Origin of the sequence: Serratia sp. 2C06 (assembly GCF_050037615.1) — a bacterium.
Lineage (GTDB): Bacteria > Pseudomonadota > Gammaproteobacteria > Enterobacterales > Enterobacteriaceae > Serratia > Serratia ureilytica.
The window spans coordinates 2,186,570-2,202,098 of the sequence record NZ_CP188299.1 but is presented as its reverse complement, the minus strand read 5'-3'; the positions used below and the strand labels follow the sequence as shown (position 1 = coordinate 2,202,098).

15 protein-coding genes and 1 other RNA gene are annotated in these 15,529 nt (G+C 59.6%); 5 read left to right on the top strand and 11 right to left on the bottom strand.

Annotated elements, in window-relative coordinates; all coding sequences use genetic code 11:
* Window positions 1-259 precede the first annotated feature (259 nt).
* The 3 genes from ACP3TA_RS10870 to ffs all read right to left on the bottom strand — a co-directional run bounded on the left by ACP3TA_RS10870 (window position 260) and on the right by ffs (window position 1,998).
* Window positions 260-754 (bottom strand): FidL-like protein, encoded by a 495-nt coding sequence (locus tag ACP3TA_RS10870; RefSeq protein WP_033642090.1) that lies wholly within the window; start codon window positions 752-754, stop codon window positions 260-262.
* Window positions 739-1,536 carry a winged helix-turn-helix domain-containing protein gene (locus ACP3TA_RS10865; RefSeq protein WP_206196024.1) on the bottom strand — a complete coding sequence of 266 codons (798 nt, stop codon included), beginning with the start codon at window positions 1,534-1,536 and terminating at the stop codon, window positions 739-741. The genes ACP3TA_RS10870 and ACP3TA_RS10865 overlap by 16 nt, the downstream gene beginning before the upstream one ends.
* A gap of 365 nt (window positions 1,537-1,901) precedes the next feature.
* Window positions 1,902-1,998: signal recognition particle sRNA small type (gene ffs, locus ACP3TA_RS10860), an RNA gene on the bottom strand.
* Window positions 1,999-2,154: 156 nt separating this feature from the next.
* Between ffs and ACP3TA_RS10855 the strand changes: the two genes are divergently transcribed.
* Window positions 2,155-2,469, top strand: coding sequence for an MGMT family protein (locus ACP3TA_RS10855; protein ID WP_033642088.1), 315 nt, complete (start codon window positions 2,155-2,157; stop codon window positions 2,467-2,469).
* Between the two features lie 64 nt (window positions 2,470-2,533).
* Here the strand turns inward: ACP3TA_RS10855 and ACP3TA_RS10850 are convergent, their stop codons facing one another.
* Entirely contained in the window at window positions 2,534-3,025 is a 492-nt protein-coding gene (locus tag ACP3TA_RS10850) for a YbaY family lipoprotein (protein ID WP_033642087.1), read from the bottom strand.
* A gap of 231 nt (window positions 3,026-3,256) precedes the next feature.
* Between ACP3TA_RS10850 and tesB the strand changes: the two genes are divergently transcribed.
* The gene (gene tesB / locus ACP3TA_RS10845) at window positions 3,257-4,120 is read left to right on the top strand and encodes an acyl-CoA thioesterase II (protein ID WP_033642086.1); all 864 of its coding nucleotides are present in this window, start codon (window positions 3,257-3,259) and stop codon (window positions 4,118-4,120) included.
* A gap of 89 nt (window positions 4,121-4,209) precedes the next feature.
* Here tesB and amtB read toward each other — a convergent pair whose 3' ends face one another.
* The 5 genes from amtB to ACP3TA_RS10820 form a co-directional block, all read right to left on the bottom strand.
* Window positions 4,210-5,496: an ammonium transporter AmtB gene (gene amtB / locus ACP3TA_RS10840; protein WP_033651092.1), complete on the bottom strand. Its 1,287-nt coding sequence runs from the start codon at window positions 5,494-5,496 to the stop codon at window positions 4,210-4,212.
* Between the two features lie 35 nt (window positions 5,497-5,531).
* Window positions 5,532-5,870 (bottom strand): P-II family nitrogen regulator, encoded by a 339-nt coding sequence (glnK, locus tag ACP3TA_RS10835; RefSeq protein ID WP_004940327.1) that lies wholly within the window; start codon window positions 5,868-5,870, stop codon window positions 5,532-5,534.
* Between the two features lie 278 nt (window positions 5,871-6,148).
* Window positions 6,149-7,927: a multidrug efflux ABC transporter permease/ATP-binding subunit SmdB gene (smdB, locus tag ACP3TA_RS10830; RefSeq protein ID WP_033651091.1), complete on the bottom strand. Its 1,779-nt coding sequence runs from the start codon at window positions 7,925-7,927 to the stop codon at window positions 6,149-6,151.
* Window positions 7,920-9,695 carry a multidrug efflux ABC transporter permease/ATP-binding subunit SmdA gene (gene smdA, locus ACP3TA_RS10825; RefSeq protein WP_046688360.1) on the bottom strand — a complete coding sequence of 592 codons (1,776 nt, stop codon included), beginning with the start codon at window positions 9,693-9,695 and terminating at the stop codon, window positions 7,920-7,922. The genes smdB and smdA overlap by 8 nt, the downstream gene beginning before the upstream one ends.
* Before the next feature lie 92 nt (window positions 9,696-9,787).
* Window positions 9,788-10,249 carry an Lrp/AsnC family transcriptional regulator gene (locus ACP3TA_RS10820; protein WP_004940330.1) on the bottom strand — a complete coding sequence of 154 codons (462 nt, stop codon included), beginning with the start codon at window positions 10,247-10,249 and terminating at the stop codon, window positions 9,788-9,790.
* A 122-nt stretch (window positions 10,250-10,371) separates the two neighbouring features.
* Here ACP3TA_RS10820 and ACP3TA_RS10815 point away from each other — a divergent pair, with 122 nt between their 5' ends.
* Window positions 10,372-11,412, top strand: a complete 1,041-nt coding sequence (locus ACP3TA_RS10815) for a PLP-dependent cysteine synthase family protein (RefSeq protein ID WP_046688359.1) — start codon at window positions 10,372-10,374, stop codon at window positions 11,410-11,412.
* Between the two features lie 60 nt (window positions 11,413-11,472).
* Here the strand turns inward: ACP3TA_RS10815 and cof are convergent, their stop codons facing one another.
* On the bottom strand, window positions 11,473-12,297 hold the full coding sequence (cof, locus tag ACP3TA_RS10810; protein ID WP_046688358.1) for an HMP-PP phosphatase: 825 nt from the start codon (window positions 12,295-12,297) through the stop codon (window positions 11,473-11,475).
* 104 nt (window positions 12,298-12,401) lie between these two features.
* Here cof and ACP3TA_RS10805 point away from each other — a divergent pair, with 104 nt between their 5' ends.
* Window positions 12,402-14,138, top strand: coding sequence for an SgrR family transcriptional regulator (locus ACP3TA_RS10805; protein WP_046688357.1), 1,737 nt, complete (start codon window positions 12,402-12,404; stop codon window positions 14,136-14,138).
* Between the two features lie 94 nt (window positions 14,139-14,232).
* Window positions 14,233-14,931 (top strand): 7-cyano-7-deazaguanine synthase QueC, encoded by a 699-nt coding sequence (gene queC, locus ACP3TA_RS10800; RefSeq protein ID WP_033644204.1) that lies wholly within the window; start codon window positions 14,233-14,235, stop codon window positions 14,929-14,931.
* Between the two features lie 44 nt (window positions 14,932-14,975).
* Here queC and ACP3TA_RS10795 read toward each other — a convergent pair whose 3' ends face one another.
* Window positions 14,976-15,377 (bottom strand): acyl-CoA thioesterase, encoded by a 402-nt coding sequence (locus ACP3TA_RS10795; RefSeq protein WP_033642075.1) that lies wholly within the window; start codon window positions 15,375-15,377, stop codon window positions 14,976-14,978.
* Between the last annotated feature and the right edge of the window lie 152 nt (window positions 15,378-15,529).

The following is a 15,529-nucleotide window of genomic DNA, read 5'->3' as shown; positions in this document are numbered from 1 at the left end:
TGCAACTTATTTATTTAAAATAAACAATATAAAATTAATCTAACAAAACAACACAAACCTAAAGCCATTAAGTCATTTAAAAACATGGTGATAGAAGAATTTATAAAATAAGTGAACCGCCATTAAATTCGATTAGTGATGCGAAAAATAGACAATGACCGATAATAACTCATGTTATTAGTTGTGCGCTAAAAAGACGGCGGAACGCTATAAACGGCAAATAAAATACATCTTTATCGGAGGGGCAATAAAGTAAACGTCAGGATTCAATATTGCATAAGAACATCGGCGAATAGGCATTGCTAAACATCAACGTGTTTTTATCAATGCTGCGAATATGATAAAACGTCGACTCATTGCTGAAAAAGTAGGTATAAATCTCTTCCGGTAAGGTATCACGCGGCGAATAGTTGACCTCGCCGTACTGAAATCGATAAAAACTCCCCTGCGAAACATAGCTGAAGTTAACCCGCCGATTGACGAAGTATTTCTTTTCACCGTCGTTGGCTAACCCCGACAGGACCATCACGCCCTTATCGCCGGACAAAAAGATGTAGTTTATTTTCAGCGACAGCTGAATGTCGTTATGGGCCGCCTGCGCGTCCAGTGAATTGAAATAATTGAACGTGGCGTTCGCTTCACAGGAAAAATCACTGAAGTCATGATGGCTGCGTATCAGGGAATACATCACGCTGCCGGTCAACACGCACAGGCCGACCAGCGTGGCTGACAGAATATTTAACTTTTTTTCCATGCCCGAATGTACTCGCTCTCACAGTTATGCAAAACAGCCGCACTGTCCTTCGTGCATTTGGCGATAAACTGGCGTCCGCTGTCTTCATTGGCATTTTGAGAACGGTTAACCTTGGTAATGACGACCTCGCCGGATCGGCAATGTCGGCCATACAAATCTTTCCTGACCAGAAACTGCAAGTAGCCGTCCTGGTGATTCGCCAAAAAATGGCCGGCATAGTAGATCGGGCAACCGTTCACCGTGCCGACGTAGGACAATACCTGCTTCTTTTCACTGTCGCGATGGTGCTTGTAATAGATGAAGCACAGCGCCAGAAAAGATAAGGGTACGACGATCGATAAACTGCGCAGCAGAATAAAAAAATAGTGATAGGTGTTTTTTGTCGTTGCGGCAGGTGACGCCAACGTCACCGCGGCATCGGCAAGCTGAGGGGGCTCGGGTAAATCAATCCGCAGTCGGTCGACAGGTATTATTCGATTAAGTCTATACCCCTTTTTGGATAGGGTAACGATGAGACGCTCGTTGAAACCGACAGACGTCAATGCGCGTCGGGTCAGGCTGATATATTGATTTAACGTCGCGGAAGAGGCGCTCAAGCCGTGATCGGTCCAAACCTGCTGCAACAGCGTCTCGCGGCTCACCGTCTCATGGCCGTGTTCAAGCAAGCATTTGAATACTCTGGTATTGACGCTGGATAAGAAAACTTCCCGCCCCTTCTTTAAACTTTTCAATGAACCGTTTTCAGTATTAAATGTAATATCTTTATCAATGATATAAATCATGTTTAGCCTGACAGCGCACACGGGTTATTATTTAAACTTATTGAGCCAGTTCGACGACCGCCGCTAAGCGCGGATAGTTTTTTCGCACAGAGAAAAAACAATACTAACGTCATCCCAACAGGTGCGCAACTTTAAGAATTTTCCCCATCTCCCCATCCTTATTTGTCCCACAAATGGCGTTATACGCGTTATTTTTTCGCCGTCATCGGATCTGTTGGCAACAATACATTTCTATCAGGGGGATAAAGGCTAAAACGGTGCAGAGGACACGCTTCGCGATCGCGACGTGAAAGTAACGCCTGTTCAGCGTATCGACTTGATGAATAACGGGGAAGAGCGTTTTGCGGGACGCAAATGGGTGGGGACCCTGCCAGCTACATCCCGGCACACACGTCACCTGCTGCGGCTGCTTCCTTCCGGACCTGACCGAGTTCACAAGTTAGTGTTGCGGGAGAACCAACAGGGCCCCCATTGACGGCTTCTGTACTCCGAAGCGGTGGGCATTATCGGCGATGCCCCATCAAATAGCAAGCCAACCCGGGCCAACCGCTGTTTTCTTGCCCACCTGCATTGTGGCACACTCTCCGCCTGGGTTTTAACTCGCGCAGGAACTGCAACATGCAACCAGAAGACGCCTCTTTCAGCCAGCGGGTATTCCATATCGTGGCCGCTATTCCGTACGGCAAAGTCACCACCTACGGTGAAGTCGCCCGTCTGGCCGGTTCGCCGCGCGCCGCGCGTCAGGTCGGCGGTGTGCTGCGGCGTTTGCCGGAAGGCAGCACGCTGCCGTGGCACCGCGTAATCAACCGGCACGGGCAAATCTCGCAACAGGGGGAGGATTTTCAACGGCAACGGCAGGCATTGCTGGCGGAGGGGATTATTTTCGGCCCGCACAGCACGGTCGATTTCGATCGCTACGGCTGGCGCTGGTAAAACAAAACAGCCTTTGGCCGAAGCGCAAAGGCTGTTGATTGGGTCTTGCCGTACCGCAGCAGAATTACTGCATCGCGCTTGGCGCAGCCTGCATCGGCACGCCCTGCACCGGAACCAGAAGCAGATCGGCGCGGGTGCCGTTGCGGTTAACCACTTCCTGGATCGTGTCGGTAATGAACATCAGTCGCCCGTTGACCGTCACCGCCGCGCTCAGAATGATGCGCGCATTCGGTTGGATATCAGACGGGTTGTACGGCAGCGTAAAGTTGAACGGCGCTTGTTGCCCTTCGGTACGTATCGCGCGCTGTGCAATCACTTTGGACGGCGCATCCGCCAGCGAGGCATCAGAGAGGGTGACAGTCAGTACGGCGTCCGGCGGCAGCGCAATGCGCTGACGTATATTAACCGAACCTGTCACCGCCGGCCCCTGAATCTGCGTTTGCGCAGCCGCCGGGTTGCCGGCCGCCGGTGTAGGCACATCAGCACTCTTTTGCGCGCATCCTGCCAGCGTGATCGTCAGTGCTGCGGCACCGCCTACGATTTGCCAGAGTTTCATGGATCGGTCTCCTTTTTTATTATCAACACGTTGGTGGCTTTCACCACCTCACTCATTAAACTTAGCACAAAACACTGATAAATCCACTTTGCCCCGCCTATTAATCACTTAGCCAGCCCAATGCGCTCACTATTAAGAGCATTCTCATCGGCCCTTTAACGCAAGATATTGACGCCGCGCCGTGATATTCCGCACACTGCGCAAAATGATTATTAGAAAGGTAACAATTTTATGAGCCAGGCATTGCAAAACCTCCTCGATCTGTTGGATCTGGAGAAAATCGAAGAAGGGCTGTTCCGCGGCCAAAGCGAAGATCTGGGGCTGCGTCAGGTTTTCGGCGGGCAAGTGGTCGGCCAGGCGCTGTACGCCGCCAAACAGACGGTGCCGGACGAGCGCAGCGTGCACTCGTTCCACAGCTACTTCCTGCGCCCGGGCGACAGCAGCAAGCCGATCGTTTACGACGTGGAAACCCTGCGCGACGGCAACAGCTTCAGCGCCCGTCGCGTCAGCGCCATCCAGCACGGCAAACCTATCTTCTATATGACCGCCTCCTTCCAGAGCCCGGAAGAAGGTTTCGAGCACCAGAACCAGATGCCGGACGTGCCGCCGCCGGAAGGGCTGCTGTCCGAATCAGAGATTGCTCAGAAGCTGGCGCCGATGCTGCCGACCAAAGTACGCGAAAAATTTATCGGTCAGAAACCGATCGAAATGCGCCCGGTGAAATTCCACAACCCGTTGAAGGGCAGCGTGGAAGAACCGCATCGCTACGTGTGGTTCCGCGCCAACGGCAGCATGCCGGACGATGCGCGCATCCACCAATATCTGCTGGGCTACGCATCGGACTTTAACTTCCTGCCGACGGCGCTGCAGCCGCACGGCGTCGGCTTCCTCGAGCCGGGCATGCAGGTGGCCACCATTGACCATTCGATGTGGTTCCACCGCCCGTTCCGCATGGATGATTGGCTGCTGTACGCGGTGGAAAGCTCCTCCGCCTCCGGCGCACGCGGCTTTGTGCGCGGCCAGATCTACACCCGCGACGGCGTGCTGGTCGCCACCACCGTACAGGAAGGGGTAATTCGCCAACGCGATGCCTGATTCGCGGCATAAGGAAGGGGCGATGTTTCCATCGCCCCTTTTTGCTTCATCATTATTTTCGTATTTAGCGCACTGCCCTGCTTCGAGTCTTACTGGTTGTAGGCGCTCTCGCCGTGGCTGTTGACGTCCAACCCTTCGCGCTCCTGCTCTTCCGGCACTCTCAGCCCCACCATCGCGCCCGCGATCTTGAAGGCGATAAAGGCGGCGACGCTTGACCACACCAGCGTAATCACGACGCTCAGCAGTTGGATCCACACCTGATGCCCCATCGTCACCCCTTCGGCATAGCCGGTGCCGCCGAGGGAAGAAGCGGTGAACACGCCGGTCAGCAGACAGCCGACGATGCCGCACACGCCGTGCACGCCGAACACGTCGCAGGTGTCGTCCACTTTCAGCCATTTCTTCAACGTCACTACGCCCCACAGGCCGGCGACGCCCCCCACCAGGCCGATGATCAACGCGCCGCCCACGCCCACGGTGCCCGCCGCCGGCGTAACGGCAACCAGCCCGGCGATCATGCCGGAGCAGGCGCCCAGCAACGAAGGCTTGCCGCGCAGCACCCACTCGGCGAAGGTCCAGGACAGAATGGCGCCCGCAGTAGCCACCACAGTGTTCAGGAATGCCAAGGCCGCGATGCCGTTAGCCGCGCTGGCGGAACCGGCGTTAAAGCCGAACCAGCCGATATACAAGATGGACGCGCCGGTAAACACCATCGGCAGGTTATGCGGTTTGAACGCCTCTTTACCGAAGCCGGCGCGTTTGCCGAGCAGATAGGCGCCGATCAGCCCGGCGCTGGCGGCGTTGATGTGCACCACGGTGCCGCCGGCGAAGTCCAGCGCACCGTCGGTGGCCAGATAGCCACCGCCCCACACCATGTGTGCGATCGGCAGGTAAGACAGGGTGAACCACAGGATCGCGAAGATCAGCACCGCCGAGAAGCGAATGCGTTCGGCGAAGCCCCCCACCACCAGCGCCACGGTAATGCAGGCGAAGGAGGCCTGGAAAGCGACGTGGATCATCTGGCTGATGCTGCCGGTGACGCTGTCGATGCCGATGCCTTTCAGCATCGCCGTCTGGAATCCGCCGAACACCGCATTGCCTTCGCTGAACGCCAGGCTGTAGCCATACAGCACCCACAGCACGCAGACCAGCGCGAAGGTGACGGTGACCTGCGTCAGCATCGACAGCACGTTTTTGCCGCGCAGCAGGCCGCCGTAAAACAGCGCGATGCCGGGCAGCGTCATGAACAGCACCAACGCGGTGCAGATCATCATAAAGGCGTTGTCGGCCTTATCGGCGACCGCCGGGGCGGCCAGGGCCAAAGAAGGAACCAGTGTTACCGAACTCAGGCCCAACATGGATAACAGTCTTTTCATTATCAATCATCCCCATCACTTAACTGAGTTCGCGGTTACAGTGCCGATTCGTCGGTTTCGCCGGTGCGAATACGGATCACGCGTTGCAATTCGGCAACGAAAATTTTGCCGTCGCCGATTTTGCCGGTGTAGGCGGCTTTGCTAATGACATCAACCACTTCATCCAACTGATCGTCGGCGATGGCGATATCGATTTTGACCTTGGGCAGGAAGTTGACGTTATATTCGGCGCCGCGATACAGCTCGGCGTGCCCTTTCTGGCGGCCAAAGCCCTTCACTTCGGTTACGGTCAACCCCTGAATGCCCACGGAGGACAAGGCCTCGCGCACGTCCTCCAGCTTGAACGGTTTGATTACCACGGTCACCAGCTTCATATTGCCTCTCCACGAATTAAGCCCAAACTCACCCCGGTACGCCTCATATGTAGCAAGGGCTGTGCCAAATTTTATTTTGCATGGCGATTCAGCGGATTAGCGTGCACGCGGGCGCCGCCGCGGCGCGGTGCAGTACCGATACCTTGAATGGGTTAAATAATGCGCACTGATTTGGTGCGCGTCGCGTCGAAAAAGTGCAGAAAGGGGGCGTAGCCTGGCGGAGTTGCCTGCTTGTGGTGCGTTGGGAAAAATAAGGGCCGCGATCGCGGCCCGTGGGATCAGGCGGGTTGGCTCTCGTCGCGCACCGCTTCCGCCAACTGCTCGCCCGCCAGCTGCAGCTGATACATCTGGTAGTAGCGCCCCTGCTGCGCCAGCAGCTGTTGATGGTTGCCCTGCTCCACCGCCTGGCCGCGATGCAGTACCAGAATGGAATCGGCATCGACGATCGTCGAGAGGCGGTGAGCGATCACCACCAGCGTGGTGTGCTCGCGGATCACACGCAGCGCCCGCTGGATAGCCTGCTCGGTGCCCGAGTCGATGTTGGCGGTCGCCTCGTCGAGGATCAGGATCTGCGGCGCCTGCACCAATACCCGCGCCATCGCCAGCAGCTGTTTCTGCCCGACCGACAGGTTATTGCCCTGCTCCCCCAGCCGGGTATGGATACCCTGTGGGAAGCCGCGCACCAGACTCGCCAGCTGCACCGTTTCCAGCGCCCGCCAGACGGCCTCTTCATCGATGTTGCGCCCCAGCGTCACGTTGGCCAGCACCGAATCGGCGATCACCACCGGATCCTGTTGCACCATCGCCACGCCCTGGCGCAGCGTGCGGTGCGACAGGCTGGAGAGCGGACGGCCGTCGAGACGCACTTCCCCTTCACTGACCGGGTAATAGCCCATCAGCAGGTTAGCCAGCGTGCTCTTGCCGCTGCCGGTGTGGCCAACCAGCGCCACGAAGCCGCGTGAGGGCACCGCCAGCGAAATATGCTGCAGCACCTTTTTATCCGCACGGTAGGCGAAGCTCAGATCGGTGATGTCGATGCTGCCGCTGGCCAACGGACGATCGTCTGCGCCGTAGCTTTGCTGGCTGCGATCCATCAGTTCGAAAATACGTTCGCCGGCCACCACCGCCTGCTGCAGGATCGACTGTTGTGACGTCAACTCGATCAGCGGTTCGTTCAAACGCCCCAGGTAGTTGATGAAGGCATAGAGCACGCCGACGCCAATCACGCCTTCGCCGCTGAAGCCGAACAACATCAGCAAACCGCACAGCACCAGCGCCGAAAACAGACTGAGCAGCGGCCGCAGAAGAAAACCGTCGAGCCGCAGCGTCTGCATGCGCGCGAGATAGTGCGATTGGCTGGCGGCGCTCATGCGTTCGCCGAAGCGCACCTGCTGGCGGAATTGCTGGATCACGCCCATGCCGTTGATCACTTCGTTGAAACCGTCGTTGATGTCCGCCAGATAACTGCGCACCCGGCGCACAATCGGCGTGCTGTAATATTGATAGATGCCCATCACCACGAACACCGCCGGGAAGATGCAGATAGCCACTAACGCCATGCGCCAGTCGAGGCTGAACATCGCCACCAGCATGGCGCCGATCAGCGCGGCGCTTTTCAGCACCGTGGAGACCACCATCACGTACAGGTCCTTGATCACTTCGGTGTCGTTGGTGACGCGCGAGATCAATTGCCCGACCGGTTGCGTGTCGAAGGCGCTGAGCGGCTGGCGCAGCGCGGCGTCCATCACGTCGGTACGCAGCCGCTGCACCACGCCTACCGCCGCCTGGTTGAACAGCAGCGCCTGGAAGTAGTGCAGCGCCGCCGCCAGCAGCTCCAGCAGAATGTAGGCCGCCGCCAGCCCGCCGACAATCATCAGCGGCAGTTGCCCTTTGGCGACGTAATTATCGATAAAATAGCTGACCAGGATCGGCCCGGCGACTTCCGCCGCCGCCGCCACCCACAGCATCAGCACCGCCACCCCCAGCGGTTTGCGGTACGGCGAGCCGTAGGCCAGTAGCCGCTTCAGCGTCGGCCACAGCTTTTGCACTTTATTCATCGGCCAACGCCTCCTCACCGTTTTCCGGCGCTTCGTCCAGCGCCGCTTCCAGCTGCTGATAACGGTACATATCGCGATACCAGCCCGGCTGCGCCGCCAGCGCCGCCGGATCGCCGCGCTGCGCCACGCCGCCGTGCTGCATCACCAGGATTTCGCTGGCTTCGGTCAATGCCGACAGCCGGTGCGCGCTGATGATCACCGTGCGATCTTGCCCCCAGCTGCGCAGGTTGTGCAGGATCTGGTGCTCGGTACGGCCGTCCACCGCCGACAACGCATCGTCGAGGATCAGGATCTCCGCATCCAGCAGCAACGCGCGCGCGATGGAGATGCGCTGTTTCTGGCCGCCCGACAGCATCACGCCGCGTTCGCCCACTTCGGTGTCATAGCCCTGCGGCAGCCGCAGAATGTCCTCATGGACGCTGGCCAGCCGCGCCGCCTGTTCAATCTGCGCCTGCGTCGCCCCCGGCTGGCCCAGCGCGATGTTGTTCGCCACGGTATCGGAGAACAGGAACGGCGTCTGGCTCACCACCGACAGCCGCGAACGCCAGTCGTCGAGCCTGACCTGCGGAAGCGGCAGGCCGTGATAGCGGATCTGCCCTTGGTCGACGTCGAACTGACGCTGGATCAGCGACAGTAATGTCGACTTACCGGCCCCGGTCGGCCCGCACAGCCCCAGCATCTGCCCCGGCTTCAACGTCAGCGCCAGGTCATGCAGCGCCGGGTGCGGGTTTTCCGGGTAGTGGAACGCGCGGATATCCACCTCCAGCACGCCGCGCCCGGCCGGCAACGCCTGCGGGCCGTCCTGCACCGCCGGCGCCTCGTTGAGCAGGCTGCGGATACGGCTGTAGGCCGCGCTGCCGCGCTCGACGATGTTGAACATCCAGGCCAGCGCCAGCATCGGCCAGATCATCAGGCCGAGGTACATCACAAAGCTGGTCAGTTGCCCGAGCGTCAGCGAACCGTTCACCACCATCCAGCTGCCGCCGCCGATGGCCAGCAGGTTAGAGGCGCCGATGGCGATATAAATGGTCGGATCGAAGCGCGCATCCACCCGCGCCACGTGCATGTTCTTGGCGCCGGTCTGCGCCGCGACGTCGGCGAAGCGGTTGGATTGGTGATCCTCCAACCCGAAGGCCTTGATCATGCGGATGCTGGTCATGCTTTCCTGCGCCTGATCGTTGAGGCTGGAAAACGCCGCCTGCGCCGATTTAAAGCGCTGGTGCAGCTGATCGCCGTAATATTTGATGGCGATCGCCATCAGCGGCATCGGGATTAACGCCAACACCGTCAGCTGCCAGCTGATTTGGGTGCTCATCACCACCAGCACCACCAACCCCATCACCAGCGAATCCACCAGCGTCAGCACGCCTTCACCGGCGGCGAACACCACGCGATCCACGTCGTTGGTGGCGCGCGCCATCAGATCGCCGGTGCGGTGGCGCAGGTAGAACGCCGGGTTCTGCCGACTGAGCTGACGGTAAAAGTTTTCGCGCAGCTCGACCGCCAGTTGGTAGGAAGCGCCGAACAGCAGCACCCGCCACACATAGCGCAGCAGGTAAACGACGATCGCGGTGCCGATCATCAGCCCGAGCCAGGCCAACAGCACGCCGGTAGACATCTGTTTTTCGGTGACGCCGTCCACGATGATGCCGACCAGTTTAGGCGGCAGCAGTTGCAGGATGGCGATGACGATAAGCAATACCACCGCGCCCAGGTAGCGGCGCCACTCCCGGCGGAAGTACCAGCCGATTTGTGCAAATAATCTCACGCAGTTTGATTCCAGGGTTTTATGAGGTTTGTCTCTTTTTCCGCTTCAACGGAGCAGGATACCACCGTTGAGCCGCCCGTCCGGTGAACTTTTCACTCCGGCACCGGCAGCGCGGTGGTGTACTTGATTTTTTCCATGGCAAAGCTCGAGGTGACGTCGATAAGGCCCGGCACGCCGTTCACCAGGCGCTTGTAAAAACCGTCGTAGCTTTTCATGTCCGCCACTTCGACCTGCATCAGGTAGTCGTACTCTCCCGCCATACGGTAGAACGCCAGCACCTCGGGCATCTGGCTGGTCAGCTGCACAAACGCCTGATACCACTCGCTGCTGTGCTGCTGGGTCTTGATCAGCACGAACGCCGTCAGCCCCAGGCCAAGCTTTTCGTTATCCAACAAGGCCACCCGGCCGCGGATATAGCCTTCGTCTTCCAGACGCTTCAGGCGCTTCCAGCACGGCGTAGAGGTCAAATTAACCGCATCGGCCAGCGCCTGCAGCGACTGGGTGCAATCTTGCTGCAGCATGCACAGCAGCTTACGGTCTGTTTTATCTAACATAGCGGCCACCTGGAGAAAAATTTTCTCCCATTAGGCGATTAAACAGGGAAAATGGCAATCCTTTTTTCCCGCCGACAGGCTATGCTACGCCATAAATCAGCCCCCTATTCTGAGGCCAAATCATGACAAACTCTTGGGTAAAATATGCTATCGGTGAAATAGAAGCGGATTTTCAGCGCTCCGCCGATACGCACCTGATTCGCCTGAACCTGCCGGCGTTTCCCGGCATCTGCCTGTATCTGAAGGATGAGAGCACCCACCCGACCGGCAGCCTGAAACACCGTCTGGCGCGCTCGCTGTTCCTTTATGGCCTGTGCAACGGCTGGATCACCGAGAACACCACCATCATCGAGGCCTCTTCCGGCAGCACGGCGGTGTCCGAAGCCTACTTCGCTCGCCTGATCGGCCTGCCGTTCATCGCAGTGATGCCGTCCTGCACCGCGCGCCGCAAGGTGGAACAGATCGCCTTTTACGGCGGCCGCTGTCACTTCGTCGATCACGCCGCCCAGATCTACGCCGCCTCCGAACAGCTGGCGAAAGAGCTGAACGGCCACTATATGGATCAGTTCACTTACGCCGAACGCGCCACCGACTGGCGCGGCAACAACAACATCGCCGACAGCATCTTCCGCCAGATGGCGCGCGAACCCTTCCCGGTGCCGAAACACATCGTGATGAGCGCCGGCACCGGCGGCACCTCCGCCACGCTGGGGCGTTATATCCGCTATCAGGGGCACGACACCCAATTGACGGTGGTCGATCCGGAAAACTCGGTGTTCTATGACTGCTTCCACCACGGCGATCGCACCCTGATCGGCAGCTGCGGCAGCCGTATCGAAGGCATCGGCCGCCCGCGCGCCGAGCCGTCGTTCATCCCGTCGGTGGTCGACAACATGCTGCGGGTGCCGGATGCCGCCAGCATCGCCACCATTCACTGGCTGGAAGGCGTGCTCGGCCGCAAGGTCGGCGCCTCCACCGGCACCAACGTCTGGGGTGCGCTGCAGCTGGCGAAACAGATGCGGGAAAACGGCGAGCAAGGGTCGATCGTCACCCTGCTGTGCGACAGCGGCGAGCGTTACCTGGATACCTATTACAACCCGGAATGGGTCAGCAACAACATCGGCGATCTGCAGCCGTATCTGGCGCAGCTGGCAAATTTGTAACGCCAGGCTTCGGGTAAAAAAAAGCCGGGTAGTCATACCCGGCCGGCTGTAAGGAGAACCTCATTCTTCGGGGGAATAGGTGAGGCAAGGTGAACGCAGCCAATGTTGTAAATAGTGGGCCACCGCCTGTTGTTGGCAATGGCCGATAACCGGTAGCTGCGGCAGCAGGGATTTCAGCTGCGGCAGGGCGTTGCCCATCACCACGCCGTGTCCCACCGCCCCCAGCATCTCTTTGTCGTTCATCGCGTCGCCGAACGCCATGCAGTCGGCCATCGTCAATCCCAGGTGACGGCTCAGCCGCTCCAGTGCCGCGCCCTTGTTGCAACCGAGCGGCAGCACCTCCAGGCAATCGTAAGCGGAGAAACACAGATCGGCCTCGCCGCCCAGCTGCGCCCGCAGCTGCACCTGCAATTCCAGCAACTCCTCATGCGGTGCAACAAAGCACACCTTGCTGTTGCCGAACGCCGGTAAGCGGCGCACGTCAGCCAATTGGAAGCGAAAGCCGCTCAGGTGGTGCGCCTGCAGCATCTCTTCCGGCGCGGGGAACTCGGTCAGCCAACCTTCGTCGCGGAACACGTGCATGCTGGCGCGGGTGCGCCAATGATGATGCAGCACCTCTTCGGCGATCTCCGCCGGCAGATCGGTGGCGTGCAGCTGTTGGCCACGGTTGTCATACACCCGCGTGCCGTTGCCGGTGATCAGATAGCCCTGCAGCCCCAGCTGCGCCATGATCGGTTGCGCATCAAGGTAGTGCCGCCCGGTGGCGAACGTCACCACCATCTCCCGCTCCACCAGCTGGTTCAGCACCGCCAGCGTTTCCGGGCCAACCCGGTGATCCGGCATCAACAGCGTGCCGTCCATATCGAAAGCCGCCAGGCGATACATAAAGACCTCATGAATGTGAACGCGATTACAATCAGTGCAGTATGGGATGGTATTTGCGGAAGTAATAGTGAACAATTTGGGAAAACTGTTCCGGATTTCTGCTCATGCGCCTGGTTCACCGTCTCAGCCAATATCAACGCCTGTATCAACAGCTCGGCAACGCGCCGGTCGCCGTGACCATCGGCGAGCTGGCGGCAATGTTCTACTGCAGCGAACGCCATGCCCGCACGCTGGTGCAGCAGCTGCAGGATCAGGGCTGGCTGAGCTGGCATTCGCAGCCCGGCCGCGGCAAACGCGCCAGCCTGCGCTGCCTGAAAACACCGGATGAGCTGCGCGCGCAGCTGTTGCAGCAGCTGTTGCAACAGGGCAATCATCAGGGGGCGCTGGAGATGGCGCAGCTCGATCCGCAACACCTGCAGGATCTGCTCAGCCCGCACCTCGGCGGGCAATGGCAGGCCGGCAGCCCGACGCTGCGCATTCCCTATTACCGTACGCTGGAGGCGCTCGATCCGCTCACGCTGACCGGCCGCGCCGAGCAACATCTGGTGTCGACCCTGCACGCCGGGCTGACGCGCCTGATGACCGGTAACCCGGAGCCGCAGCCCGATCTGGCGCACCACTGGCAGATAAGCGATGGCGGCCTGCGCTGGCGATTCTTTTTGCGTAGCCAGCTGCGCTGGCACAACGGCGAACCGTTGACCGGCCAGCAACTGCTGCAAACGCTGGAAAAACTGCTGGGCCATCCGCGCAGCCAACCCAGCCTGAGCAGCGTCGCGAACGTCAGCCTGCCGCATCCGCTGTGCATTCAGTTCGACCTGCACCTGCCGGACTATTGGCTGGCACACCGGCTGGCGGAGCTGCCTTGTCTGATGACGCACCCCGAACTGCCGGCCATCGGCGCCGGCCCATTTAAACTGGCGTTGAATGAACCGCAGTTGGTGAGGCTGGAACAGCATGCCGGTTACCATCTGCAGCATCCGTATCTGGACACCATCGAATACTGGATCACGCCCGATCTGCCCATCACCGGCGCCGACGCCAGCTGCCGGCATCCGGTGCGCATCACCATCGGTCAGCAAGACGATTTGGCGCAGGCCCGGCCGGTGCAGCGCAGCATGAGCCTGGGCTGGTGTTATCTGGCGCTGAACCTGCGCCACGGCGTGCTGAGCGAAGCCCAGGGGCAAAAGCTGCTGATGCTGATCCAGCAGTCCGGCCTGCTCAGCCATCTGCCGATCCCCAACAGCGTGATCACCCCCAGCCATGAAATGCTGCCCGGCTGGCGCATCCCCAGCCAACGGATTGAAGAAGATGTCCCGCTGCCCGCTCGGCTAACATTGCTGTATCGGCCGCCGGTCGAGCTGCAAACGGTGACGGTCGCGCTACAGCGGCTGCTCGCGCAGCACGGCTGCGAGCTGGAAGTGCGTTACTACGCCGGCAAGCGCTGGCAAAGCGAGGCGCAAATCGCCCAGGCCGACCTGCTGCTGGCAGACAACCTGATCGGCGAGGCGCCTGAGGCGACGCTGGAGAGCTGGCTGCGGCAGGATTCGCTGTGGCGCGGTATCCTGACGGCAAGCCGCTGGCAGCAGCAGCAGGAGACGCTGCGGGAGATCCAACAGCTGCAGGCGCAGCCACTGCGCTTCGAACGGCTGCAGGCCTATTATCAACAGCTGATGGCCGCCGCCATCATCACGCCGCTGTTCCACTACCAGTATCAGATCAGCGCGCCGCCGCGTATGCATGGCGTGACGCTGACCGCCCATGGCTGGTTCGATTTTTGCCAGGCGTGGCTGCCGCCGCCGGTGGATGACGCACCGACCGGAGCCGAACCGCCCTGCGCCTGACGGCCCTTTCTGCTACTATTGTCGCCGCAACGCAATTTTTATCCTGCCGCCCGAATGTGTATCGGGAATGGCCAAAGCCCAAAAAGGTGATTTTATGAAGCGCGCGGTTGTCGTTTTCAGCGGTGGACAAGACTCCACGACCTGCTTGATCCAGGCATTGCAACAGTATGACGAAGTTCACTGCGTCACGTTCGATTACGGCCAGCGCCATCGCGCCGAAATTGAAGTGGCTCAGGAGCTGTCGGAGGCCCTCGGCGCCAAGGCGCACAAGGTGCTGGACGTGACGTTGCTCAATGAGCTGGCCATCAGCAGCCTGACTCGCGACAATATTCCGGTTCCCGCCTACGATCCCAACCAGAAAAACGCGCTGCCGAGCACCTTCGTGCCGGGCCGCAACATCCTGTTCCTGACGCTGGCGGCGATCTACGCCTACCAGGTGGAAGCGGAGGCGGTGATCACCGGCGTGTGTGAAACCGACTTCTCCGGCTACCCGGATTGCCGCGACGAGTTCGTCAAAGCGCTGAACCAGGCGGTGGTGTTGGGCATCGCCCGCGATATCCGCTTCGAAACGCCGTTGATGTGGCTGAACAAGGCCGAAACCTGGGCGCTGGCGGACTATTACCAGCAGCTGGATCGGGTGCGTCAGGATACGCTGACCTGCTACAACGGCATCAAGGGTGACGGCTGCGGCGAATGCGCCGCCTGCAACCTGCGCGCCAATGGCCTGACGCAGTATCGCGCCAACCAGGCGGAAGTGATGGCGGCGTTGAAACAGAAGGCCGGTCTGGCCTGAGGCAGCGACGGCGGCAGCCGCCGCCGGTGAGCTGACTGCGAATGTTATTTGGGCGTGAGCGCTTCCAGGTGCTCGCGCAATTCCCCTTCAATCGGCAGCGCCCGCTGCGTTTTCAGATCGACGCACACGAAAGTCAGCAGCGCGTCGGCCACCGGCGTCCCCGCCGGATCCTGCGTCACCTTCTGGCTCAGTACCCCGCTTTTGCCGTTGAGCTGCACCATCTGGCTGTCGATGCGCAGTTTATCCCCCAATACCGCCGGGCTGCGGTAATTGATATTGATGTTCACCACGATGAAAGCGATGTTGTTTTCCGTCATCCAGCGGAACCCTGCCTCGTTTTCCAGCCACTCCCAGCGCGCCTCCTCCAGAAACTCCAGATAGCGGGCATTGTTAACGTGCTGGTAGACATCAAGGTGATAACCGCGAACTTTGATAAAGGTTTGCATAGGGAACGATCGCTCCTGCCTGGTGATTACAGAAAGAGGGAGCCGCGTGGGCTCCCTCGCCCGTTTGGTCAACGCGCCAAACTGGTAAGACCTGTAAAATGTAGCAGAGTCGCCATTGCCTCAGCGGCATTTTGCCGCGCAGCCGCGACCGG